Below are 23,282 nucleotides of genomic sequence, written 5' to 3' on the forward strand. Positions count from 1 at the left end.
AGACGCTTAGAACTTGACCGACGGCGCTTGCTCGAGCTGTCCGCGCTGCTCGCCGAGATCGAAGAAATCCTTCTTCGTGAATCCAAGCGCGCCGGCGAACAGGGCGGCCGGCAACTGCTGGATGCCGGTATTGTATTCCTGGACCGCGTTGTTGAAGAACCGGCGGCTGGCGGCGATCTTGTTCTCGATGTCGGACAGCTCGGTCTGCAACTGCTGGAAATTCGCGTTGGCCTTGAGGTCCGGATAGGCCTCGGACAGCGCGATCAGCCGGCCGAGGGCGGCGGTGAGCTGGCCTTCGGTGGCGGAGACCTGCGCCGGCCCCTGCGCGGACATCGCCGCGTTGCGCGCCTTGATGACGTCTTCCAGCGTGCCGCGCTCGTGGGTGGCGTAGCCTTTGACGGTCTCGACCAGATTCGGGATCAGGTCGTGGCGCTGCTTGAGCTGCACGTCGATGTCGGCGAAGGCCTGGCTGACCCGCTGCGCCAGTGCGACCAGGCGGTTGTAGGCGCCGAACACGAACAGGGCGATGACGACGAGAACACCGAGTAAAATCCAGCCGGACGACATGAGGAAAACTCCATGAGGACAACGAATGCGCCGAACCTAGCCGAAAAGATCGGCGTGCGGCAGGGGCCGCATGGAGGTGCCGGTTCTATTTGGTCGCCTTCAGGGAGGGATGGTTCAAATATGAATGGAAATAAGCGGTGCGACAGGCTGTCGTGCGCTTTCTCTTCACCTCTCTCCGTCGGGGAGAGGTCGCCGCACGAAGCGCGACGGGTAAGGGGGATCGGATGTCACTTCCGACATTTAACGCCCCTCACCCCAACCCTCTCCCCAGCGGGGAGAGGGAGTTGCTCCATATGATGATGCAAGGTCCGTCGATAAACCGCTCAGGGCTTGGCCATATGCCAGGCGCCGTTCAGGAAGCCGTCGCCGGTGGTGTCGCCGGGCTTGGTGTCCTTGGCGAAGGTGTAGAGCGGCTTGCCCTTGAGCGCCCACATCTTGCTGCCGTCGTCGCGGGTGACGATGGTCCAGTCACCGGATGCCTTGGCGTCGGCGGCTGCCATCAGCGGCGGCCAGTTGGTGGCGCAGGGGCCGTTGCAGGCCGACTTGCCGGTGCTGTCCTTGTCGAACGTATAGAGCGTCATGCCCTTGGCATCGACGTAGGCCTTGCCCTTCGGGGTATCGGCGACCTTCGCCGCCTGCGCGAATGCCGCGGTTGAGGCGAGCATGACAGTCACAGCCGCGATCGCGGCGAATGTTTTGGACATCGCTGGTGTACTCCTGATGATTTTTGCGTCGGACGCGAACGCGTCATCAGGACAAACTCCGGCGGGTGCGGATTATTCCGGCGCGGCGGCTCCAGCGCCGAAAATCGCGTCGCCCCAGTTCCATTTTTTTGCGCGCTTGTAGGCGGCCTTGTCCCGATGCGGGACGCTTGCAGCTTTTATTCCCTCAAGCGTGCAGACTTTTGCGGTCACGGCGATCTTGGTGACGAGCGGCTGCGCCAGCACGCGCGCGGGTCTTTGCGCGGGCGCCGTGCGTGACAGAACCACATAGCTGAATTTTTCATCCTCGTAAGGTAGCTCCGCGCCCTTGAGGTGTTTATGCGCGCGCGAGCGTTGCAGTCGCTGCGTGAAGTGACACCAGTCAGGCCTGGTCAGCGGGCAAGCTCCATCGTGAGGGCAGGGTGCGATCACATGCGCGCCCCTGGCGGTCAGCCGCGCGCGCAGATCGATGATACGCGCATATCCCGCGGGCGTACCGGGCTCGATCACGAGCAGCGTGTCGCGGGCTTTCGCCCACATGGCCTCAGTGAGCGCCGCGCGTTCGCCATCGCCCAGTTCGTTGATGACATAGCTGGCGACCACAAGATCCGCCTCGGGAGCCTCCGCGAGCGCCTTGCGTGCGTCGCCGGACTGATAGCGCATCGCGGCGAGGCGCAGGTGCGACTGCGCGAGTTCGGCTGCAAGGTCGCGCAGCGCCGCATTGGCATCGAGCAGTGTGAAGGTCTCAAGCGAGACGAAGGCTTCGCTCGCGGCCCACGTCGCTGTGCCCGGTCCAGCGCCGACATCGAGCATGCTTGAGGGCGCGAAATCCGGATTGACCTCCATCACCGCATTCAGGCTCGCGGCAATCGCAGCATAGGTCGCCGGCATCCGCGCCAGCGCATAGGCAAGCGCGTCCGCGCCGGTCCGGATAGCGCCCGAGCCGCCGCCATCGCGATAGGTGCGTGAGATCGCATCCGCGCGCTGCGCGGCGTCGTTGCGCGACAGGCCTTCAGCCTTGCGGGCGAGGGCGGCTTGTAGTTCAGCGGGGAGGTTGGGGGAGATCATGATGGCAACATATACGATGTCGTCCCCGCGAAGGCGGGGATCCATACTCCCTGAGTCTCGCTTGTTACGAGGAAGCCTTCCAGCGGCTCTTTCAAACCGAGGGCGCGGTGGTTATGGGTCCCCGCCTTCGCGGGGACGACATCGCAACTGCCGGATCATTCCTCCCACTCAAGGGAGGGTAAACAAACATCACGCCACGTTCTGGTCGAGAACCTTCATCGCGCCATCGAGATCGACCGACACGAGCTGCGACACGCCGCGCTCCGCCATGGTGACACCGAACAGCCGGTTCATGCGCGCCATGGTGATCGGGTTGTGCGTGATGATGATGAAGCGCGTCTCGGTGGACGAGGTCATCTCATGCAGCAGGTTGCAGAACCGCTCGACGTTGTGGTCGTCCAGCGGCGCGTCGACTTCGTCCAGTACGCAGATCGGCGACGGGTTGGTGAGGAACACCGCGAAGATCAGCGCCAGCGCGGTCAGCGCCTGCTCGCCGCCGGAGAGCAGCGACAGCGTCTGCGGCTTCTTGCCGGGCGGCTTGGCGATGATTTCGAGGCCGGCTTCGAGCGGATCGTCGCTCTCGATCAGGGTCAGCTCGGCCTGGCCGCCGCCAAACAGCTCGGTAAACAGCCGCTTGAAGTGGTTGTTCACCGTCTCGAACGAGGTCAGCAGGCGCTCGCGCGCTTCCTTGTTGAGGCTCTGGATGCCGGTGCGCAGCTTCTTGATGGCCTCGACCAGATCGTCACGCTCGGTGGTGAGGTTGAGATGCTGGGCCTCGACCTCGCGCAGCTCTTCCTCGGCGCGCAGGTTGACTGCGCCGAGGCGCTCGCGGTCGCGGCGCAGCTTCTCCAGATCGGCTTCCACATCGCCCACCGCGGGAAGCTCAGTCTCCGGCGTGATCTCGGCGAGAGCGGCGACGCCGCGCGGCTCGACCTCCAGCATGTCGCGGATTTCGCGCTCGATGTCTTCGAGCCGGCGCCGGGTGCCTTCCATGCGCTCTTCGGAGCGGGCGCAGGCCTCGCGCGCAGCGGATAACGCGTCGAGCGAGGCGCGGGCCACGCGGTCGGTTTCCGCCATCGCAGCCTCGGCGGTTGCCAGCGCGTCGGCTGCCATGCGGCGGTCGGATTCAGCGTGCTCGATTTCACTGATGATGGCGCTGCGCTTTTCAGCGAACACTTCGGGTGCGTTTTCAAGCTCGGCGCGCTCGGTCCTGACCTCGACGATGCGGGTCTCGACGGTCGCGATCTGCGACGCGGCGTTCTCCTTGCGGTTTTGCCATTCGTTGCGCTCGGCGAGAATGGCCTGCACGCGGCGGTCGGCAAGTTCGGCTTCGCGGGCCAGTGCCTGCGCCTCGGCGCGGACCTGCGCGGCAAGGCGGCGATGGCCGTCCATGTCGGCGCGCACGGTGGCGAGCTTTTCCTCGTTCTCGGCGCTGGAGGGCAGTTCGCTCAAGGCGCCGGTCGCGGTCTCGTGCGCGGCGTGAGCCTCGGTGCGATCCGCCGTGAGACGGGTGCGGCGCTCATCGAGCGTGGAGCGGTGCGAGGCATGGCGGTTGATTTCGCGCTCGGCAGCCGCATGCTTTTCGCGCGCCGCGTTGGCTTCGCGCTGGGCGGAGCGCGCGGCCTCGCGGGCTGCGCTCTCGGCCATCGCCGCGGCCTTGAGTTCGTTCTCGGCGGTTTCCAGCGCCTGGCGCTTGGCGGCTGCGTCGGCGCGGGCCTGTTCGATTTCAGCTTCGATATCGACCAGACGGGCGCGCTCGGCCAGCCGGCGTGCCGCGCCGGTCGGGGCATGGGCCGCGGCGACGAAACCGTCCCAGCGCCACAGGTCGCCCTCGCGCGAGACCAGCCGCTGGCCGGTCTTTAATTGCGGGGCAAGCTGCGCGCCGCGTTCGCGGCTGACGATGCCGATCTGTGCGAGACGCCGCGCCAGTTCCGGCGGAGCGGTGACATGGGCCGCGAGCGCCTCGATGCCTTCGGGCAGCGATGGATCGCCTTCGATGACGCCGAGGCTGGACCAGCGCATCGGTGCGGTCGGATCGACCGGCGCATCGAGATCGTCGCCGAGCGCGGCGCCCAGCGCCTTCTCGAAGCCCTTGGCCACGTTGACGCCGTCGATGATCGGTGGCCACAGGTTCTTGGTTTCGCCGTTGACGATCTTTGAAATCGTCTTGGCTTCGGTCTCCAGCCGCTGCACGCGCTTCTCGGCATCGGCAAGCGGTGTACGCGAAGCTTCCAGCGCGGCGCGGGCGCTGACATGCGCGGCTTCGCTGGCCTGGGTCGTCGCTTCGGACACCAGCACGGTCTCGGCGGCTGCTTCCATCGCCGCCGCAAGCTCGTTGAGATCGCCAAGTCCGCCGGTCTCGGCGGCGAGCTTTTCGACTTCGCTCTCGACGTTGACGATGTCCTGATCGAGCCGCGCAAGGCGATCGCGATGGGTGCGGACGTTGGCTTCGATCTGGTTGCGCTTGGCGGTGAGATCGGCGAGCGCGGTGGTCAGTTCGGAGAAGGTGCGTTCGGCGGCGGCGAGTGTCGCTTCGGCTTCCGCGACGCGTTCATCGGCGCCGCTGCGCTTGTCAACGCGCGACCTGATCTCGTCCTTGAGTACGCTGTCCTCGGATTCGAGCCGCGCCAGCGCGACATCGGCATCGGACAGCTGCCGCTGCTCGCGTTCGATGTCGGCGGCGAATTGCGTCAGACGCCGGTCAAGCTCGGTGACACGCTCCCTGGCGCGCGCTTCCTCGCGGTCGAGCATCTCGCGGGCATTGGTCAGGCGCTGCAAACCGGCGGCGGCGCGCGCTTCGTTTTCGCGCAGGCCCGGCAGTTCGGAAGCGCGGATCGCCTGGATGCGCGCGGCCTCGGCCTGCTGGAGGGTGCGTTCGGCCTGCTCGCGGACGTTCAGGTCGTGGGTCTGGCCCGCCTCGGCGACATCGGCATGGGACTGAATCCAGCGCAGATGAAACAGCATGGCCTCGGCCTTGCGGACCTTGGCGGCGACTTCGCGGTAACGGATCGCCTGACGTGCCTGTTTCTTGAGGCCGTCGATCTGGCTCGCCAACTGGCCGATGACATCCTCGACGCGGGTGAGGTTGGTTTCGGCCGCCTTGAGGCGCAGTTCGGCTTCGTGACGGCGCGCATGAAGACCCGCGACGCCCGCGGCGTCTTCCAGCACACGGCGGCGCTGGTCGGGACGCGCCTGAATGATTTCGCCGATCTTGCCCTGGTGGACGAGGGCGGGCGAGCGCGCGCCGGTGGCGGCGTCCGCGAACAGAATCTGGACGTCGCGTGCGCGCACGTCGCGGCCGTTGATGCGATAGACCGAACCGGCTTCGCGCTCGATGCGGCGCGAGATTTCCAGCACTTCCTGATCGTTCACGGCGGACGGCGCCGAACGATCGGAATTGTCGATGGTCATCGCCACTTCAGCGTGATTGCGCGCCGGGCGATTGCCGGAGCCGGCAAAGATCACCGCGTCCATGTCGGCGGCACGCAGCGACTTGTGCGAGGTCTCGCCCATCGCCCAGCGCAGCGCTTCAACGAGGTTCGATTTGCCGCAGCCGTTGGGACCGACCACGCCGGTCAGGCCCGGCTCGATCAGGAAGTCGGTCGGCTCAACGAAGGACTTGAAACCGTGAAGGCGAAGACGGGTGAGTTTCATGCAATCGGTGCTCTGTTGGCCGGGCCGAATTACGTAGCCGGGGCAAGGTCATAGCAGGCCTGTGCCAGTATAACTGAGTCGCGGAATGCGCCTCGAACTGTCCGCACAATGGCGATGCCGGCCCTGGAGGGCAACCGGCCCACAAGGCTTTTCCCAAGGGATTTAAAGGGATTTCCGAGGGATTTCAGTGTGTTTCGGTCGGATGGTCCATGGAACCGGGCCGGTTCCGCCCGCCATGTTTAGCTCTTCAGCAGCGGCTTGATCATCTTTTCGAAGGCCTCGAACGAGGTCTCGCCCTTCACCACGGTTCCATTGACGAAGAAGAACGGCGTCGAGTTGACCTTGAGCTTGGTGTAGGCGTGTTCGCGCACGTCCAGAATGCCTTTCTGGATTTTCGGATCGCTCTGCACGCAGTCCTTGATCATCTGCTCGCTGAAACCGGCCTGCTTGCCAACGCGGTTGATGGTGCCGAGCGCGTCGGACGCCAGATCGTTCTGCTGCTTGAACAGGATGTCGACGATCGCGAAGTATTTCGGCGCATCGTCCTTGGCGACGCAGCGCGCCAGCGCCGAGGCGGCGAGCGCCACCTGATCCAGCGGGAATTCGCGGAAGATGAAGCGCACCTTGCCGGTGTCGATGTAGTTGGTCTTGATCTGCGGGAACACGTCCTTCGTGAACGCCGCGCAGTGCGGGCAGGTCATCGAGGCGTATTCAATGATGGTGACGGGGGCGTCCTTCGATCCGAGCGCCATGTCGCCGAGTTCGCCGGCCTGATTGATCTCGGCGGCGGTCTGGGCATTGGCCGGGCTGGAAAGCTGCCATGGCGAAAGACCCAGCGCGGCGGCGGCGAGGGACAAGGCGGCGGTGAAGGTGCGGCGCGTGATGTTCAACGGTCTGCTCCGGGAAACGGGAAATACGTGCGAACGGCGTCGTCACGCCTGATGGGGAACGCAATCGGGTCTGATCTGGCATGATCCTTCCCGAAAACCGGTTCCCACTTTTCGGGGATCATGCCGTAGCTTGAAACGACAATTGTGGCAATGCCGGGCCGCAGCCAAGCGCCGTCACATATGGCTCAATTTCGCTTGATCGTCGCGCCAAGCCGCGCCAGCGCCGCGCGCAGATCGTCGTCTTCCACGGTGCCGAGCGAGGCTTCGACCCTGGCGACGGCGGTCGGGTCGGGTGCTTTTCTGACCCTGGGCTTTGGCCGTTGCGACAGTGGCGCCTGACGCAGCGCGATCCGCCCCACCGCGTTCCAGCCGAAGAAGCGGTTGACCCGCTCCAGAATGACGTCCGAGGTGTGCTGGATTTCCAGCGCCATCGGGCCTTCGACCCGCAGCACCAGGGTGGCCGGTTCAGGGACCTGGTTCTCGACCGGGCGCGGCCACTGGATTTTCAGCGGTTCCGAATGGGCCGCCACATGGGCGCCGACGATTTCCGCCCATCGCGTCACCAGTTCGCGCGAGGCAAAGCCCTGCTTGGCGAAGACGTCGTTGATCGCACTGCCGAGCAATGCGGATAACGGCTTCGCGGTGAGGGGACCGGGCTTGTTCATGGGTGCTTCTTACGCTGCGCGCGGCCGGATCAATTTGAGATCGCGCTCGATCTCCCGCCGCCGTTGCATCAGGTCGTAATCGAGTTGCAGGCCAAGGAAGAATCCTTCGGACAGACCGAAATAACGTGCCAGCCTGAGATCGGTGTCAGCAGAGATGTCGCGCTTGCCGAGTACGATCTCATTGATGCGCCGCGGGGGCACATGCACCGCCCGCGCAAGAGCATTCTGGCTCAAGTCCATCGGCCGCAGAAACTCCTCAAGCAGGATTTCTCCCGGATGCGGATTGGGGAGCAGTCCGCTCCTAGTGGTAGTCGGTGATTTCGACATCTTTCGGTCCTCCCTCATGCCACAGGAAGCATATGCGCCATTGATTATTGATCCTGATCGAATGCTGACCGAGACGATCCGCCTTGAGGGCTTCAAGGCGATTCCCCGGCGGCACGCGGAGGTCATTCAGAACGCGCGCTTGATTCAGAATACGGAGCTTTCGAAGCGCTACCGATTGTATATCCGGTGGCAGCTTCCGGCTCCGGCGCCCGGTCCAGATCAATTCGGTTTCCGGATCGGCAAAACTCTGGATCATTCATAAGTATAACGCGGTACGTTATAGAAGGCAAGGCTCGATTGCCGGCCGGACGCTTGCCATGTGCCGAGTTGCATCTGTTAGAGTGACGGAATGCCGTTCTCTACGTCCGTCCGTAAACATAAACTTCATTTGCCGGAGGTGAAAGCCGATCGCCCGGCGCTGTTGCTTGCCTGGTATGACCGCCATCGGCGGCAACTGCCGTGGCGTGCGCTGCCGGGGCGCGCGAGCGATCCCTACCGGGTGTGGCTGTCGGAAATCATGTTGCAGCAGACGACCGTGAAAGCGGTCGGGCCGTATTTCGAAAAATTCACCGCGCGCTGGCCGACGGTCGCGGCGCTGGGATCGGCTTCGCTCGATGACGTGCTGCGGATGTGGGCGGGACTTGGCTACTACTCTCGCGCGCGCAATCTTCACGCCTGCGCCGTCACGGTGCTGCGCGACCATGGCGGCGCGTTTCCCGATGGCGAAGAAGGCCTGCGCACGCTGCCGGGCGTCGGGCCCTACACGGCGGCGGCGATCGCCGCGATCGCGTTCGATCGGCAGACGATGCCGGTGGACGGCAACATCGAGCGTGTGATGTCGCGGCTGTTCGCGGTGGAAGAGCCGCTGCCGAAATCCAAACCGCGGATTCAGCAACTGGCGGCGACATTGCTGTGGGAGGCGCGTGCGGGCGACAGCGCGCAGGCGCTGATGGATCTCGGCGCTACGATCTGCATACCGAAGAAACCCGCCTGTGCGCTCTGTCCGCTCAACGACAATTGCGCGGCGCGCGAGCGCGGCGATCAGGAGACGTTTCCGCGCAAGGCGCCGAAGAAGACCGGCGCGCTACGTCGAGGCGCGGCCTTCGTCGTTACGCGCGGCGGCGAACTGCTGGTCCGCACGCGGCCCGAGAAAGGTTTGCTCGGCGGCATGACCGAAGTGCCGACCTCCGAATGGCTGGCCGGCCACGACGACAGGGATGCGCGCGGACAGGCGCCGGCGCTCAATGTGCGGCGCTGGCATCGCAAGGCGGGCGTGGTGAGCCATGTGTTCACGCATTTCCCGCTCGAGCTTGTGGTCTATGTTGCGAGTACTCCAGCGCGCACGCGTGCGCCGCAAGGCATGCGCTGGGTGCCGGTCGCGACGCTGAAGGACGAGGCGCTGCCGAATGTGATGCGCAAGGTGATTGCGCACGGATTGGGGGACGCGGTCGCTAAACGAAATTCGTCATCCTGAGGTGTGAGTTCTTGCGAGCCTCGAAGGATGCGAATTTCGCTCGCCTGCGGTTCTCATCCTTCGAGGCTCGCCACAAGTGCGGCTCGCACCTCAGGATGACGCCCGTCGCGGCGAATAGCTACCCCGCGCTCGACAGGAACGACGTCTCGGGTTTCGGCACGATCGGCGGCTTGGCGTTGAGCGCGTCGACCTGAAAGCCCGCGACGCGCTTGTAGGTGTTGGCGACGTCTTCCAGTTCCTGCTGCGACATGACCTCGGTCACGACATTGAACCCGTTGGGCGCGCGTTCCTCGACCAGTTGCATCACCTGCTCGGGTCCGTTGCGGCGGTTGAGCTTGACGAGTTCGGTGGTCGCGGGACGGCGCTCGGCCTCATAGGCGGCAAGCGCTGCTGCCGTTTCGCCGTGCTTGAGGATTTCGCGCGTCAGCACGCGGGCGTCGAGGATCGCCTGCGATGCGCCGTTGGAGCCGATCGGATACATCGGATGCGCGGCATCGCCCATCAGTGTGATGTTGCCGAAGGTCCAGCGGTCGATCGGGTCGCGGTCCACCAGCGGATACTCGTAGGCATGCGAGCAGTTGCGGATCAGGCCGGGCACGTCGAGCCAGTCGAAGGTCCAGTTCTCGAACCAGGGCAGGAATTCGTCGAGCTTGGCCGCGCGGTTGTAGTCCTCGCGACGCCATTGGTGCTCCGGCGGAAAATAGCGCTCCGCGATCCAGTTGATGCGGAATTTGCCGTTCGGCAGCCGGTTCGAGATCGGATAGCAGACGAACTTCAGGACCTCGTGGCCAGCCATGATCATGGTGCGGCCGGAGAGAAATGCGTCGCTCTCGGTAATGCCGCGCCAGAGAATGCGGCCGTTCCAGATCGGCGGACCTTCGTCGGGATAGAGCTTGCCGCGCACGGCGGAGTGAATGCCGTCGGCGGCGATCAGCAGCGAGCCGTCGTAGGTGCCCACATCCTTGCCGGTGGCCTTGTCGATGAAACTCGCCGACACGCCCTCCGGCGAGTCGGTGAAACCCGCGATGTGATGACTGTTGAGCAGATTGTCCGCGCCGAGACGCTCGATCACGGTGTCGAGCAGGATCTGATGCAGCGTGCCGCGATGGATCGAGAATTGCGGCCACTTGTATCCGGCCTCCATCCCGCGCGGTTCGCTCCAGATCGGTTTTCCCTGCTTTGAAAAATAAGACAGCTCTTTGGTTCTGACACCGGCGGCGTCGAGCTTGTTCAGCAGGCCGAGTTCGGTCAGTTCGCGCACCGCATGCGGCAGCACGTTGATGCCGACGCCGAGCGGCTTCAGTTCCGGCACGCTTTCAAACACGCGGCACGGAATGCCGATCTGATGAAGGCTCAGTGCGAGCGTCAGCCCGCCGATCCCGCCGCCCGCGATGAGAACCGTCATGATACGCTCCTGTGACTGACCTGCGTCATGACATGGGAAACGATGAGGGTGCAACTGCTAAACGGATCAAAGGCTTTCAGATTCTCTTCGCAGCCCTGCAGGTTGCCGACTTACGTTCAAGGTAATTGATCTTCTAACCTGACAGTCTACGGTCGCTTGGATGAGCATCCAGAATTCGTTTTCGCAGGATACGGCGGTCGGACCGTTCAGCAGTCTGCTGAAGCATTGGCGCAGTGTCCGCCGCCTGACCCAGGTCGAACTGGCAGGCGATGCGAATGTTTCGGCACGGCACCTGTGTTTTCTGGAAACCGGCCGCGCCCATCCGAGCCGCGAAATGGTGCAGTTACTCGGGACCGCGCTCGATCTTCCGCTGGAAGAGCGCAATGCCTTGCACGTCGCGGCGGGTTTCGTCCCGCCCTACGGCGACAGCGGTCTGGCAGCCGATAATCTGCAACACGTCCGTCAGGCGCTGGACTTCATCCTCCGGCAGCAAGAGCCGTATCCCGGAATCGTCATCGACGGGCATTGGGATATTCGGCTCCGCAATGAAGCGTCGCGGCGTTTGTTCAAGCCGTTCCATGACGCCTACGACATGGAGCCGGAATTTGCCGAGAACGCCATGCACATCGTGTTTCATCCGAAAGGCCTGCGGCAGTTCATTATGAACTGGAATGAGTTCGCCGGTCAGATGATTCAGATTCTTCATCGGGAGGTCGCGCAGGGCGGCGGAATTGCAGCCAAGCTGCTTACGGAGATCATGGCCTATCCCGGTCTGCCCGCGGAATGGCGGCTGCCGCGCGATGTGGCCGGATCATCTCCGGTGAAGACGATGCAGCTTCAGAAAGGCGATTTTCACCTCACTTTCTTTTCCACATTTACGACGTTCGCAATGCCGACCGACGCGACGCTGCAAAAACTGAAAATCGAGTGTTTCTATCCTGCCGATGATGCAACTGCCGAAAAGGCGCGCGCACTGGCGCTTTGACAAACTCAGGGGATTAAAATGCTGGATCGACCCAATCTTCAATCGGCCGAGACGATGAGCGAACTGCGCGCGCTGAATGCGCGTTTCATCCATAATTTCATCACCAACGACGTGGCGTCGCATGACGCCATTCTTCATCCGGATTTCATGGATATCCGGCCTAACGGCCAGCGCCGTGACCGCGCGACTTATCTGAAGCAGTGGGCGACGGGTTTCGATCCCAAAGTGATCGTCTACTGGGACACCCGCGACGAACTCATTACTGTCATCGGCGATGTTGCACTGGTGCGATCCACCAACAAATGCACGCGCCGGCGCGACGGCGTGGATGTGACCGGTATGACAACATATACCGACACGTATCTGTTCGAGAACGGCACGTGGAAATGCATCCAGGCCCAGATCACGACGGTCGCTCCTGAGAACTATCCGCCTGACGACACGATCGTCAGCGCCTACATCGACGGAAAGCTTCAGAAACAGCTTTCATGATGGAGCGCGGCGTATCTGCCGCTCAAGATTCCGCCCGATCCCGAGCATCAGCTTGCGCAGCCAGATCGAGCCGGGGTCCATCTGCGCGCGGGTCGGATAGAACATGAACTGTTCGTCGATCCCCGGATCGAGCGGCGGTGTGACTGTCGTTAGCGACAGTTGCTTCGACAGCGCGGCGATCAGGCGGCGCGGCACGAAGGCGACGAGATCGGTGCGCGCGGCGACGTGCAGCGCTTCGATATAGCTCGGCACCACCAGCGCGATCCGCCGCTCCATGCCTTTGCTGCGCAGCCATGTGTCGATCAGGTCCTCGCTCTGCCCGCGAATGACGACGGCAGCATGCCGCGCCTTGAAGAACGTCTCCCTGTTTTTCAGCCGCGCGCCCGCCGGATGTCCGTGTCTCACCGCCAGCGCGTCGGAGTCGGTGTAAAGCAGTTGCCGGTGAAATCCCTTGAAGGCATCGCCGATGCTGATCACCATGTCGATGGTGCGCGCGAACTCGGCGGTGAAGATCGCAGGGCCGCGCCACGGCACCACGTCGATCCGCACACCGGGCGCCGCGGCATCCAGCTTCTTCATCAGCGGCGGCATCAATAGCTCGACGGCGAGGTCCGGCATCATCAGGCGGAAGCGCCGCTCGCTGCGCGCGGCGTCGAACTCGTCCGGCATGAACAGGCCGCGCACCTGATCCAGCGCCTGCGCCAGTGGCGCACGGAGCGCCTGCGCGCGCGGCGTCAGTTCCATGCGCGCGCCGGTGCGCACCAGCAGCGGATCGCCGAGCACATCGCGCAGCCGCCGCAGCGCGTGACTGGCGGCGGGCTGCGACAGCCCGATCCGCATCGCCGCGCGACCGACATTGGCCTCGAGCAGCAGCGCGTCGAGAGCGACCAGCAGGTTGAGATCGAGCGAAGCCAAATTCATGCAGTAAATATATATCATACGAAGCATCGATTGGAAGAATACCGATGCACCGCTCATGATCTATCCATCAACTCAAGCAGAGGACAAAACTCATGAGCGCCGAAGCCAACAGGAAACTGATTCAGCAAATCTTCACCGACTCCGCCAACCGCAGCGGAACGACCTTCATCGATCATCTCGCGGACGATGCTACGTGGGTCCAGACCGGCCAGTGTTCGTGGTCGGGTACGTTCACGGGGAAGGATGCGATTACAAACGGCCTTCTTGGTCATTTGCGAACCCTGCTGACCGACCGCCCGCGAACGCTCGCCTTTAACTTCATTGCCGAGGGCGACACCGTCGTGGTCGAGGCGAGGGGTGACAACATCACCAAGTCAGGCGAGCGTTACAACAATGAGTACTGCATGGTCTGGCGGGTCGAGAACGGCACGATCAAGCAGATCAAGGAATACTGCGACACCGCGCTGGTCGAGCGGGTGCTCGGTCCGTTTCCGAAAGCCGGGTTGCGGGCAGCAGGCTGAAAGGGGACAGCATCGGCGATGGCGACCGGCCGCGACAGGGTCGGCAATCGCAACAGTACCGTGAGTCCATAAAAAATCCCGGGCCTGCCGGCCCGGGATTGTGCGATTGTGTCACGCGCCCTTGTGAGTGCGATGTCAGGTGAACAGCAGGCTCAGATCCGACGAATGCTGGACGCCGAGCAGCTTGATCGCCGCGTCGTGGACGAGGCCGCTGCCGTCGTCAAACGCGACGATGAGGTTGTTCTGACCTGCGACGGTTTCCTCGAAATACCTCACACTCGATTCAGCAATTCCATGCAGTTCGAGCACATCGCCCTCGAGCTTGTTGTAGTCGGTGATTACATCGACGCCGTCATAGACGCCGCCGACTTTGTTATAGATGAATATGTCGGGAGCGCCGTCGCTGATACCCACCTTGAACGACTGGTCGTAGACATTCGTCGCGCTCAATCCAACGGGAAGCAACGCCGCGTCCGGATTGCCGCCCGTGAGAATGTCACCGGCGACGAAGGTAAATCCGTCGTCGGTGTGCGTTTTGTCGAAAAGGGCACTCAACGGCGGGATAGGGTCAGCCTGACTGCTGGCAATCGGCGTCGTTGAAAGATTGGGATTGCCTGTGGATGGGTCTGGCAGAGGCACGTCGCCTTCGAACACGTTGATCTTGACAACGCCGCCGTCGGAATTGGTGAACGTATAGTAGTACTTTTGGCCTGCGACGAGACCGTTTGCGTGAATAAAATCAGGGTCCGGCTCGCCGGTCCCGTCGGGAGAGTTGCCATTGTAGAAGCCGATTGTGTAGTCACCCGATGTTTCCGGCGAGAAGCTGAAGACCGCGTGGATAACCGGGTCTCCGCCGCTCGTGAATTCGATCGGATGGCCGTTCGCATCGAGCTTTATGTAGTCGCCTTCCTTGCGAACGGTGTTGTCGCTTGTCCCTGCGGCGGTATGGGTTCCGTTCGGGTCGGTCAGCCAGATATCGTCATTGCCGTTGCCGTCCACGAGATGCGGCTTGATGGTCAGAACGTCGGCGCCAACAGCGATTCTGAATTCGCCGCGGTCAGTTCCGCCGATGATCTTGTCAGGACCGTTGCCGCCAAAGATCTGATCGTTGTCGGCATCGCCGAAAACCTGATCGGGACCGTTCTCGCCGAACATGATGTCGTCGCCGTTGCCGCCGTGCGAGACATCAGAACCGTTGCCGGTAAAGATCAGGTCGTCGTAGTCACCCCCGGTGACATTATCCTTGCCGTTGCCGGTGACGATGATGCCTGAATCTCCCTGGCGGCCGATGACGGTCTCGTCCATGCCGCCATTCACGCCCATGAAGACATAGCCGTAGGTATCGAGGACGCTTTGGGTGATTCCTGTTTCCGCAAGGTTCAGTTTCGCGAGCAGATTGTGGAACGAAGCCAGATCGGTGGAGGCGTCTGCAAAAAACGGATCGTTTTGATCGGCCGGATTATCCAGGTTCCAAGATGTTTTGGGGGGTGTTGTCGGGGGACGAATGTTTGTCACTGATGGTTTTGCCATAGGCAATACTCCAATCGAAACGAACTGTTGTTTGATATTTTCACGCGAAAAAAATGCGAGAGAAGGAGGGGGCAAAACGCCCAGGTCAAAGCGATTTTTCTAAAACTAGAGTAATAATTTACCAATATTTGACAGGAGTCAATTTTGCGCGCGAGCTGTGTATGCCGCATTGCAATGCAATTCGCGGGACGTAGCGCGGCTCCCGTCAGGGTCGGTTTGCCCGAGCCGGATCGAGGATTTACGGCGCTTTGGCCGGACGTTTGCGGATATCGAGCAAGGCGGAATGAGCGCGATCGGCCGCTCGAAGCGCGGCGGGTCAGCCCGCCGCCATCTCGCTGCGGATTTCGGCACGCAGTTCGTCGATCAGCTTGAGACCCTTCTTGGTCTCCACATGCCAGAACGACCAGCCGTTGCAGGCCTCGGCGCCCTGAGCGAGCGCACCCATGCGATGGATCGAGCCGACCTTGTCGCCGAGCATGATGGCGCCGTCGGCGCGAACCAGCGCGGCGTGCTTCTTCTTGGAATCGACCAGCCTGGTGCCGGGCAGGATCATGCCGCGCTCGACCAGTTCGGAGAACGCGACACGCGGCGCGCCGCGCGCGGTCATGAACGGAGCCAGCGTGGCTTCCGGCAGCGGCTCGATGGCGGCGATGCGTTTCGCAGCGGCGTCCGCGTAGGTCTGGTCGCGCTCGAAGCCGATATAGCTGCGGCCGAGACGCTTGGCGACGGCGCCGGTGGTGCCGGTGCCGTTGAACGGATCGATCACGAGATCGCCAGGCTTCGATGACGACAGCAGCACCCGCGCCAGCAGGCCCTCGGGCTTCTGGGTCGGATGAACCTTCTTGCCGTCGCCGCCCTTGAGGCGCTCGTCGCCGGTGCAGAGCGGGATCAGCCAGTCGGAACGCGCCTGGACGTCCTCGTTGGCCGCCTTCAGCGCTTCATAATTGAAGGTGTAGCCCTTGGCGTTCTCGTCGCGCGCCGCCCAGATCATCGTCTCGTGGGCATTGGTGAAGCGGCGGCCGCGGAAATTCGGCATTGGGTTGGTCTTGCGCCACACGATGTCGTTGAGAATCCAGAAGCCCAGATCCTGCATGATCGCGCCGACGCGGAAAATGTTGTGATAGGAGCCGATCACCCAGATCGTCGCGGATGGCTTCATGGCGCGGCGCGCGGCGAGCAGCCATGCGCGCGTGAAGTCGTCATAGGCGGCGAAGGATGAGAACTTGTCCCAGTCGTTGTTGACCGCATCGACATGGGATTCGTCGGGGCGCTTGAGATCGCCCTTCAGTTGCAGATTGTACGGCGGGTCTGCGAAGACCAGATCGACCGATCCGGCTTTCATTTTCGACATTTCCGCGACGCAATCGCCGATGACGATATGCGAACTCGGAGCATTTTCAAATTGAGTGCGGGGCGCCTTTGCAGACGCCCCGCGACGCGACACTACCATGACTCAAAACCTGACTCAGGCGACGCAGTCGGCGACGCGGGACTAACAAATCCGACTGTCGTCACCATGAATGCTCAAGGTAAAAATCGGCTTAATCGAAAACAGGTTTGTGACGATTCCGAAATCGAATCCGAAAGCCGCCGCGTGACGGAAGCGCGTGAACGCGCACGCGCATGTGCAATGCAGGCAAGAGTTGGAATTGCTGGCGTAGCGCGTGTTTCGCTGCGAAATTCAGCCCGCATTCATGTGACGGAGTGGAAACACATCGAAACGCCGCACCGGTGTCCTGAATCCGAAGTTCGCCTTATTTTGCAGCATCTTCCGCAGCGAACTTCGGATTCAAGCGGACACCGGAAAATTTTGATTCTAATGTGGTTTTGGTTCGCAAGTCCGCAAAGAGTGCGCCGTAGAGGTAATGCGGACTTGCGAACCACCACACTAGGCAATTTTTGCCGGGCGCGGTATGAATCGTTAACAGATACTTTGCGGCTCCGTTGCGTGTCGCCATGACGCGCCCGCCGGTTGAGGAGATTTCCGATGCGTTACGATGATTTTCGCCGCAGCGATAACATCGACGATCGCCGCGACGATAGCGGCTATGGCGGGGGCGGCGGTGGCGGCTTCGGATTCCCGATGGGCGGAGGCGGCGGTCTGGGTATCGGCACTGTCATTGTGCTCGGCCTGATCGGCTGGGCGGTGGGCATCGATCCGCGCATCCTGATCGGAGGCGCGGAAATCCTCACCGGCGGACAGCAGGCACCGACCTATCAGACCGACCGCAGAACCGGCAGCCCGCCAAAGGCCGGCGCGCCAACGGACGAAATGGGCAGCATGATCGCCGGCGTGCTTGGCGAAATCGACGACCGCTGGAGCGAAATCTTCTCCGCCAGCGGTCAGACCTATCGCGGTCCGCGCATCGTCCTGTTCCGCAACGCCACCAATGGCGGCCGCTGTGGCATGGCGCAGTCGGCCATGGGCCCATTCTATTGTCCGCCCGACAAACAGATTTTCCTCGACACCGGATTCTTCCGCGAGGTCGAAACCAAGTTCCGTGGATGTTCCGGCAGCGCGTGCAAATTCACCGCCGCCTACATCATCGCGCATGAGGCCGGCCATCATATCCAGAATCTGCTCGGCATCCTGTCGAAGGCGCGGCAGATGCAGGAGCAGGCGAGCAGCAAGGCCGAGGCGAACAACATTCAGGTGCGGGTGGAGTTGCAGGCGGATTGCCTGTCCGGTGTCTGGGTCAACCGCGAAGAAAAGAAACGGCCGGGCTTCCTTGAAGCGGGCGACATCGATGCGGCGTTGCAGACGGCGTCCGCCATCGGCGACGATACGTTGCAGCGGCAATCGACGGGCCGCGTCGTGCCTGACTCGTTCACTCACGGCTCGGCTGCGCAGCGCAAGCGCTGGTTCATGACCGGCTATCAGCAGGGCAGTGTGCAGGCCTGCAATACGTTCGCGTCCGGCGTGCAGCTTTAGCCGCGGCCGGTGAGTTACTCGGTGCGTCATCCTGAGGTGCGAGCAACCCTTGTTGCGAGCCTCGAAGGATGACAATGAAAAATGCCGTCGCCCTTCGAGGCCTTCGCTGCGCTACGGCACCTCAGGGTGACGGCAAGGAAAACGCACGCAATGTCTTCTATTGATGAATCAAAAGCGTTCATCCCGCTCAATGTCGCGGTGCTGACGGTGTCCGATACGCGCTCGCTCGCCGACGACAAGTCCGGCACCACGCTGGCGGATCGGCTGATCGCGGCGGGTCATCGTCTCGCCGCGCGCGATATCGTGATCGATGACGTCGAGGAGATCCGCGCGAAGCTGAAAGCGTGGATCGCCGATCCCGGCGTCGATGTGGTCATCACCACGGGCGGCACCGGCTTCACCGGCCGCGACGTGACGCCGGAAGCGGTCGAGCCGCTGTTCGAGAAACGGATGGATGGTTTCTCGATCGCGTTCCACATGATGAGCTACGCCAAGATCGGCACGTCGACGATTCAAAGCCGCGCCACTGCGGGAGTCGCGGGTACAACATTCATCTTCTGCCTGCCGGGCTCGCCGGGCGCATGCAGGGATGGCTGGGACGGCATTCTCGCGCATCAGCTCGATTACCGCACCCGGCCTTGCAACTTCGTGGAGATCATGCCGCGGCTGGACGAACACCTGAAGCGCGGCAAAGCTAAATAGTCCGCGCGTCAGCGCCGGCCGAGAATTTTTGCCAGCCACGCCAAGACCGCGCGCGCCACATCGCGGCGTGCTTCATGGCGAAGCCGCTTCGCGTTGATCCTGTGAAACGCGATGAGGTCCGGCGTGGCGCGCCGCGCTGGTTCGCGACGCGAGGACATCACAGGTCACGCTCCCACGTCTCGCCGATCAGGTCGTGCCCGAAACTGTGGTGCGGTTCGGTCGCGACATGCTTGAAGCCCGCGTTCTGGTAGATCCCGCGCGCGGCGAGCAGCATGCTCTGGGTCCACAGCGTGATCTTGCGGTAGCCGCGGCTCCGCGCGAAGGTGATGCACTCATCGACCAGCCGTTTGCCGATTCCGAGACCGCGGCCCGCCGGGTCGATCAGCAGCAGACGAATTTTCGCAGTGTCGTCGGAGTGCTTCACCAGAAACACCGAGCCGACCCGCCGGCCGTCGATCTCCGCGATCCAGCAGCGCTCGCGTGCCGGATCGAAGTCCTTCAGGAACTGCGCGGCGATCTCGGCGCACAGCCCCTCGAACGAGATGTCCCAGCCGTATTCGCGGGCATAAAGCATGCCGTGCTGCTGCACGACCCATCCCATGTCGCCGGGCCGGTGAGTGCGAAGCGTCACTTCCGGACGCCCGGCGGCATCATCCAGCAGCCGCTCGATCGTCGTCATCGCGGCCACAAGACGCTGCCCGCCGTCGCCGGGCAACTGTTCGATCATCTTGCCGACTTCCTGCTGCGAGGCGCGCTCGAGGCGGCTGAAGGCCTGTTTGCCCTTGGCCGTGAGCGCGAGTTCAAATTGCCGGCGGTCCGAGGGCACCGGCTTGCGCGTCATCAGCCCCTGTTCTGTAAAAGCCTGAACGATGCGGCTGAGATAGCCGGGGTCGAGGCCGAGTTCGGCGCCGATCTCCTTGGCGAGAGCGCCGCCGCGGTGCGCCAGTTCGAACAGCACGCGGGCTTCGGTCAGCGTGAACGGACTTTCGAGCAGGTGCTGCTCGAGCACGCCGATCTTGCGGGTGTAGAAGCGGTTGAACCGCCGGACCGCGTCGATCCGAATATCCTTGTCGTCTTTGGAAGATGCGCCCATCGGCGAACGACGCCTCGTCTGATGTCAGACGGGCATCTTGGGAGTTTTGTTGACGCAGTCAAGTATTATTGTTGACAGGGTCAACTATTCTCAGGCCGCCACGAAGATCCGGGTCCGCAGCACGGCGCGGCCGGCGCGTCCGAGCTTGGCGATCAGTTTGGCTTCGGCCCGGCGCGCGGCGGGGGCATAGCCACCGACCCGCTCATAATGGTCGCGGGAAATCAGCAGGCCCTGATCGGTGGACGGGCCGGAGATGAAGCGCGCGAGCGATTTCATCCCGTCGCGCACCGTGGCGTCCTCATAGGGCGGGCGCGCATAGCGGAAGATGCCGGCCCGCTGGCGGCCGCTCAGGGACACGTTCTGGATGAACTGCGAGGTTTCGTCGATCCAGCCGGAATCCAGCACCGCGCCCGGAAGCAGGAACAGCAGCCAGGGAGACCGGCTTTGCTCAGCGCCTGCCGCGAGCGCCGCGGCGCGCGAGCCTTCGAACTTCAGGAAATTGCACCCGGCGACATCGGCCACCCGTTCGATCGTGCCGGTCTGCGAACGATCAACCAGCACCACGTCCCGGATGATGCCGGCGGCGGCGCCCGGCACGAGGGCCGCGAGGGTGGCAACAACAGGTTGCTCGACGCCTTCGGTTGGAATGACAACGCTGATCATGACTTGCTGAAATACGTGAGCGCCAGACGACAGATGCGGGCATCGTTATCATCTTGTCACACTCAGAACAGCCCGTCCGGTGCAGCTTTTTGCGGCATTCATTAACGCCACGATCCGGGAACTGCCTTCTCGCAGATGCTCCGCCGAGGTGGGATACCCCCAAAGAAAATCTGTGGGGCGGGGTCATTCAAGTTCTTGTTTTGTTCTCATGCGATGCTATGTTCTTCCCATGAGCCATGCATCCCATGCCCTCAAGCACCCGCCGGTGACGCCCCCCTCTGATCCGGCGGGTGGTCCTTCTCCCTTTGCCGAGATTGAAGTGGCGATTGATCGCCAGCGGCGCAGGGGCCGCGGCGCGCAATCCAATGCCAGCGGGCGCTATGAGGCCGAGGCGCGCGTCACCTTCGACGACGGCTGGCAAAGCCTCGAAGACCTGCCTCCCTTCAAGACCACCGTCGCGCTCGATACCGCCCGCAAGGTCATCACCCGCAACGACTCGCCGGATATCGGCTTCGACCGCTCGATCAATCCGTACCGGGGCTGCGAGCACGGTTGCGTCTATTGCTTCGCGCGTCCGACCCACGCCTATCTCGGTTTGTCGCCGGGCCTCGATTTCGAATCCAGGCTGTTCGCCAAGCCCGATGCGCCGGACCTGCTCGAAAAGGAACTGGCCGCGCCGGGATATGAGCCGCGCATGATCGCGATCGGCACCAACACCGATCCGTATCAGCCGATCGAGCGCGAACACAAAATCATGCGCGGCATTCTCGAGGTGCTGGAGCGCACCGGGCATCCGGTCGGCATTGTCACGAAATCCGCGCTGGTGACCCGCGACATCGACATTCTGGCGCGAATGGCGAAGCGGAATCTTGCCAAGGTCGCGATTTCGGTGACAACGCTGGACCCGAAACTCGCGCGCACCATGGAGCCGCGCGCGGCGACGCCGCCGAAGCGGCTGGAGGCGCTGCGCCATCTGGCCGAGGCCGGCATTCCGACAACGGTGATGGTCGCGCCCGTGATTCCTGCGCTGAACGATTCCGAGATCGAGCGCATTCTGGATGCCGCCGCCCATGCCGGCGTCAAGGAAGCGAGCTACGTGCTGCTGCGGCTGCCGCTCGAAGTGCGCGACCTGTTCCGCGAGTGGCTGATGGCGAATTATCCGGACAGATACCGCCACGTCTTCACCCTGATCCGCGATATGCGCGACGGCCGCGACTACGATTCGCAGTGGGGTACTCGCATGAAGGGCACCGGGCCGATGGCCTGGATGATCGGGCGGCGGTTCGAGATCGCCTGCGAGAAGCTCGGCCTCAACAAGCGGCGCTCCAAGCTGACGACAGCCCACTTCGCGCGGCCCAAGCCGGCAAACGAGCAACTGGATCTGTTCTGACTGCAAGGGGCGTTGTCTAATGAGTCTCCTCAAACCGGTTGCGCGATTCACCGTCGTGACGCTTGGCGTCAGCGACATGCGCCGGAGCATCGCGTTTTACGAATCTCTAGGCTTTGAGCGAAAGCTCCGCGCGACTGGTGAGGAGGTCGCGTTTTTCGACACCGGCGCGACGGTTCTGGCGCTGTATTCATGGGACAAGCTGGCGCTGGATGCTGGTCTCCCGGCGCAGCCGCAGCCCGCGGGCTTTCGCGGAATCACTCTGGCGTGGAACTGCCGCAGCGAGAACGAAGTCGATGATGTGCTGAAGTTCGCTGTCGCTCAGGGCGCGCGCCTGCAAAAGCCCGCGCATCGCACCGATTATGGCGGATATTCAGGATATTTCTCCGATCCCGACGGCCATCCTTGGGAAGTTGTCATTGCCCCCGGAATTGAGGCCGGGGATGACAGGCGTGTCCATCTTCCGGAATAATAGTGGGGATTAGCGGTTGCGCGTTCAACTTTAAGAACGCAAGCATAGCCGCATGAGTCGAGCGAAGCCCTCAGCGGTTCCAGTTGCTGCGAAAAAAGCCAGACGAAGCGGCGTGATCGCCGTCACGAAGCCGAGCTTTCGCCGTGAGCGCGTGCTGATCAAGCGCGGCGTCTGGCCGGTCGCCGGTTGCGACGAGGCCGGGCGTGGACCGCTGGCCGGTCCGGTGGTGGCCGCCGCCGTGATTCTCGACCCGAAGCGAATCCCGAAAGGCATCGACGATTCCAAGCGCCTGACGCGGGAGCGCCGCGAGGAACTGTTCGAGGAGATCTGCGCGACCGCGCTGGTTTCGGTCGCGATTGCGCCGCCGTCGCGGATCGATCGCGACAATATCCTGCGTGCGTCTCTGTGGGCGCTGGCGCGGGCGGTGCGTGCGCTGCCTGATACGCCGAAACATGTCTTTGTCGATGGCCGCGACAGGCTGGCTGTATCCTGCGACTGCGACGCGGTGATCGGCGGCGACGGCATTGTGATGTCGATCGCGGCGGCTTCGATCGTGGCCAAGGTCTCGCGCGACCGTCTGATGTGCCGGCTGGCGCAGGATCACCCCGGCTACGGCTTCGAGCAGCACATGGGGTATGGTGTTCCGGCCCACCTCGAAGCGCTCGACCGGCTCGGGCCGACCGTCCATCACCGCCGCTTTTTCGCGCCTGTCGCGGCGTCGCGCCGCAAGCACTTCGGGGAGGACGACACCCCGGCGCCGGCCCAGATCGAGATGGTCATATCGTCCGACGAGGCCATCGCGGCGGTCTGAGCGGTTCGGTTGCCTGATCGCC

General features: G+C 63.0%; 24 protein-coding genes. 9 read left to right on the forward strand and 15 right to left on the reverse strand.

Annotation, left to right across the window (positions count from 1 at the left end; translation table 11 throughout):
* Positions 1 to 6: 6 nt before the first annotated feature.
* The 8 genes from AC1Q6J_RS04125 to AC1Q6J_RS04160 all read right to left on the reverse strand — a co-directional run bounded on the left by AC1Q6J_RS04125 (position 7) and on the right by AC1Q6J_RS04160 (position 8,128).
* Positions 7 to 567 (reverse strand): LemA family protein, encoded by a 561-nt coding sequence (locus tag AC1Q6J_RS04125; protein ID WP_492278061.1) that lies wholly within the window; start codon positions 565 to 567, stop codon positions 7 to 9.
* 323 nt (positions 568 to 890) lie between these two features.
* Entirely contained in the window at positions 891 to 1,271 is a 381-nt protein-coding gene (locus AC1Q6J_RS04130; protein ID WP_492278062.1) for a COG4315 family predicted lipoprotein, read from the reverse strand.
* 72 nt (positions 1,272 to 1,343) lie between these two features.
* A complete protein-coding gene (locus AC1Q6J_RS04135; RefSeq protein ID WP_492278159.1) occupies positions 1,344 to 2,336 on the reverse strand; it encodes a small ribosomal subunit Rsm22 family protein in 993 nt (330 codons plus the stop codon).
* Positions 2,337 to 2,525: 189 nt separating this feature from the next.
* The gene (gene smc / locus AC1Q6J_RS04140; RefSeq protein ID WP_492278063.1) at positions 2,526 to 5,990 is read right to left on the reverse strand and encodes a chromosome segregation protein SMC; all 3,465 of its coding nucleotides are present in this window, start codon (positions 5,988 to 5,990) and stop codon (positions 2,526 to 2,528) included.
* A 239-nt stretch (positions 5,991 to 6,229) separates the two neighbouring features.
* The gene (locus tag AC1Q6J_RS04145; RefSeq protein ID WP_492278064.1) at positions 6,230 to 6,880 is read right to left on the reverse strand and encodes a DsbA family protein; all 651 of its coding nucleotides are present in this window, start codon (positions 6,878 to 6,880) and stop codon (positions 6,230 to 6,232) included.
* Between the two features lie 185 nt (positions 6,881 to 7,065).
* A complete protein-coding gene (locus tag AC1Q6J_RS04150; RefSeq protein WP_492278065.1) occupies positions 7,066 to 7,545 on the reverse strand; it encodes a DUF721 domain-containing protein in 480 nt (159 codons plus the stop codon).
* A 9-nt stretch (positions 7,546 to 7,554) separates the two neighbouring features.
* Positions 7,555 to 7,872, reverse strand: coding sequence for a HigA family addiction module antitoxin (locus AC1Q6J_RS04155; RefSeq protein WP_492278066.1), 318 nt, complete (start codon positions 7,870 to 7,872; stop codon positions 7,555 to 7,557).
* Positions 7,847 to 8,128 carry a type II toxin-antitoxin system RelE/ParE family toxin gene (locus tag AC1Q6J_RS04160; RefSeq protein ID WP_492278067.1) on the reverse strand — a complete coding sequence of 94 codons (282 nt, stop codon included), beginning with the start codon at positions 8,126 to 8,128 and terminating at the stop codon, positions 7,847 to 7,849. The genes AC1Q6J_RS04155 and AC1Q6J_RS04160 overlap by 26 nt, the downstream gene beginning before the upstream one ends.
* A gap of 93 nt (positions 8,129 to 8,221) precedes the next feature.
* On the opposite strand from AC1Q6J_RS04160, the gene mutY reads away from it, so the two are divergent.
* Complete coding sequence (mutY, locus tag AC1Q6J_RS04165) at positions 8,222 to 9,346, forward strand: A/G-specific adenine glycosylase (protein ID WP_492278068.1); 1,125 nt, start codon at positions 8,222 to 8,224, stop codon at positions 9,344 to 9,346.
* A gap of 118 nt (positions 9,347 to 9,464) precedes the next feature.
* Here mutY and AC1Q6J_RS04170 read toward each other — a convergent pair whose 3' ends face one another.
* Positions 9,465 to 10,751 (reverse strand): flavin-dependent oxidoreductase, encoded by a 1,287-nt coding sequence (locus AC1Q6J_RS04170; RefSeq protein ID WP_492278069.1) that lies wholly within the window; start codon positions 10,749 to 10,751, stop codon positions 9,465 to 9,467.
* A gap of 160 nt (positions 10,752 to 10,911) precedes the next feature.
* On the opposite strand from AC1Q6J_RS04170, the gene AC1Q6J_RS04175 reads away from it, so the two are divergent.
* Complete coding sequence (locus AC1Q6J_RS04175; RefSeq protein WP_492278070.1) at positions 10,912 to 11,736, forward strand: helix-turn-helix domain-containing protein; 825 nt, start codon at positions 10,912 to 10,914, stop codon at positions 11,734 to 11,736.
* A gap of 18 nt (positions 11,737 to 11,754) precedes the next feature.
* Entirely contained in the window at positions 11,755 to 12,228 is a 474-nt protein-coding gene (locus AC1Q6J_RS04180) for a nuclear transport factor 2 family protein (protein ID WP_492278071.1), read from the forward strand.
* On the opposite strand, the gene AC1Q6J_RS04185 is transcribed toward AC1Q6J_RS04180, so the two are convergent.
* Positions 12,223 to 13,149 carry a LysR family transcriptional regulator gene (locus AC1Q6J_RS04185; RefSeq protein ID WP_492278072.1) on the reverse strand — a complete coding sequence of 309 codons (927 nt, stop codon included), beginning with the start codon at positions 13,147 to 13,149 and terminating at the stop codon, positions 12,223 to 12,225. The genes AC1Q6J_RS04180 and AC1Q6J_RS04185 overlap by 6 nt on opposite strands.
* 92 nt (positions 13,150 to 13,241) lie before the next feature.
* Between AC1Q6J_RS04185 and AC1Q6J_RS04190 the strand changes: the two genes are divergently transcribed.
* Entirely contained in the window at positions 13,242 to 13,670 is a 429-nt protein-coding gene (locus AC1Q6J_RS04190; protein ID WP_492278073.1) for a nuclear transport factor 2 family protein, read from the forward strand.
* A 135-nt stretch (positions 13,671 to 13,805) separates the two neighbouring features.
* On the opposite strand, the gene AC1Q6J_RS04195 is transcribed toward AC1Q6J_RS04190, so the two are convergent.
* Together AC1Q6J_RS04195 and AC1Q6J_RS04200 are read right to left on the reverse strand one after the other, a co-directional pair.
* On the reverse strand, positions 13,806 to 15,200 hold the full coding sequence (locus tag AC1Q6J_RS04195) for a calcium-binding protein (protein ID WP_492278074.1): 1,395 nt from the start codon (positions 15,198 to 15,200) through the stop codon (positions 13,806 to 13,808).
* 316 nt (positions 15,201 to 15,516) lie between these two features.
* A complete protein-coding gene (locus tag AC1Q6J_RS04200) occupies positions 15,517 to 16,650 on the reverse strand; it encodes a site-specific DNA-methyltransferase (protein WP_492278075.1) in 1,134 nt (377 codons plus the stop codon).
* A 537-nt stretch (positions 16,651 to 17,187) separates the two neighbouring features.
* Here AC1Q6J_RS04200 and ypfJ point away from each other — a divergent pair.
* Together ypfJ and moaB are read left to right on the forward strand one after the other, a co-directional pair.
* On the forward strand, positions 17,188 to 18,132 hold the full coding sequence (gene ypfJ, locus AC1Q6J_RS04205) for a KPN_02809 family neutral zinc metallopeptidase (RefSeq protein ID WP_492278076.1): 945 nt from the start codon (positions 17,188 to 17,190) through the stop codon (positions 18,130 to 18,132).
* A 150-nt stretch (positions 18,133 to 18,282) separates the two neighbouring features.
* Positions 18,283 to 18,834 (forward strand): molybdenum cofactor biosynthesis protein B, encoded by a 552-nt coding sequence (gene moaB, locus AC1Q6J_RS04210; RefSeq protein ID WP_492278077.1) that lies wholly within the window; start codon positions 18,283 to 18,285, stop codon positions 18,832 to 18,834.
* 8 nt (positions 18,835 to 18,842) lie between these two features.
* On the opposite strand, the gene AC1Q6J_RS04215 is transcribed toward moaB, so the two are convergent.
* The 3 genes from AC1Q6J_RS04215 to AC1Q6J_RS04225 all read right to left on the reverse strand — a co-directional run bounded on the left by AC1Q6J_RS04215 (position 18,843) and on the right by AC1Q6J_RS04225 (position 20,590).
* Complete coding sequence (locus AC1Q6J_RS04215; RefSeq protein WP_492278078.1) at positions 18,843 to 18,992, reverse strand: hypothetical protein; 150 nt, start codon at positions 18,990 to 18,992, stop codon at positions 18,843 to 18,845.
* Positions 18,992 to 19,927 (reverse strand): bifunctional helix-turn-helix transcriptional regulator/GNAT family N-acetyltransferase, encoded by a 936-nt coding sequence (locus AC1Q6J_RS04220; protein WP_492278079.1) that lies wholly within the window; start codon positions 19,925 to 19,927, stop codon positions 18,992 to 18,994. The genes AC1Q6J_RS04215 and AC1Q6J_RS04220 overlap by 1 nt, the downstream gene beginning before the upstream one ends.
* A 90-nt stretch (positions 19,928 to 20,017) precedes the next feature.
* Positions 20,018 to 20,590, reverse strand: a complete 573-nt coding sequence (locus AC1Q6J_RS04225; RefSeq protein WP_492278080.1) for a glycosyltransferase family protein — start codon at positions 20,588 to 20,590, stop codon at positions 20,018 to 20,020.
* A gap of 229 nt (positions 20,591 to 20,819) precedes the next feature.
* On the opposite strand from AC1Q6J_RS04225, the gene AC1Q6J_RS04230 reads away from it, so the two are divergent.
* From AC1Q6J_RS04230 to rnhB, 3 genes are read left to right on the forward strand one after another with little or no spacing between them, the layout of a single operon-like run.
* On the forward strand, positions 20,820 to 21,980 hold the full coding sequence (locus AC1Q6J_RS04230) for a PA0069 family radical SAM protein (RefSeq protein WP_492278081.1): 1,161 nt from the start codon (positions 20,820 to 20,822) through the stop codon (positions 21,978 to 21,980).
* Between the two features lie 19 nt (positions 21,981 to 21,999).
* The gene (locus tag AC1Q6J_RS04235) at positions 22,000 to 22,449 is read left to right on the forward strand and encodes a VOC family protein (protein ID WP_492278082.1); all 450 of its coding nucleotides are present in this window, start codon (positions 22,000 to 22,002) and stop codon (positions 22,447 to 22,449) included.
* Between the two features lie 52 nt (positions 22,450 to 22,501).
* Positions 22,502 to 23,260, forward strand: a complete 759-nt coding sequence (rnhB, locus tag AC1Q6J_RS04240; RefSeq protein ID WP_492278083.1) for a ribonuclease HII — start codon at positions 22,502 to 22,504, stop codon at positions 23,258 to 23,260.
* Positions 23,261 to 23,282 lie beyond the last annotated feature (22 nt).

This window comes from Afipia sp. MLSD5-FHT05B12 (assembly GCF_058793355.1).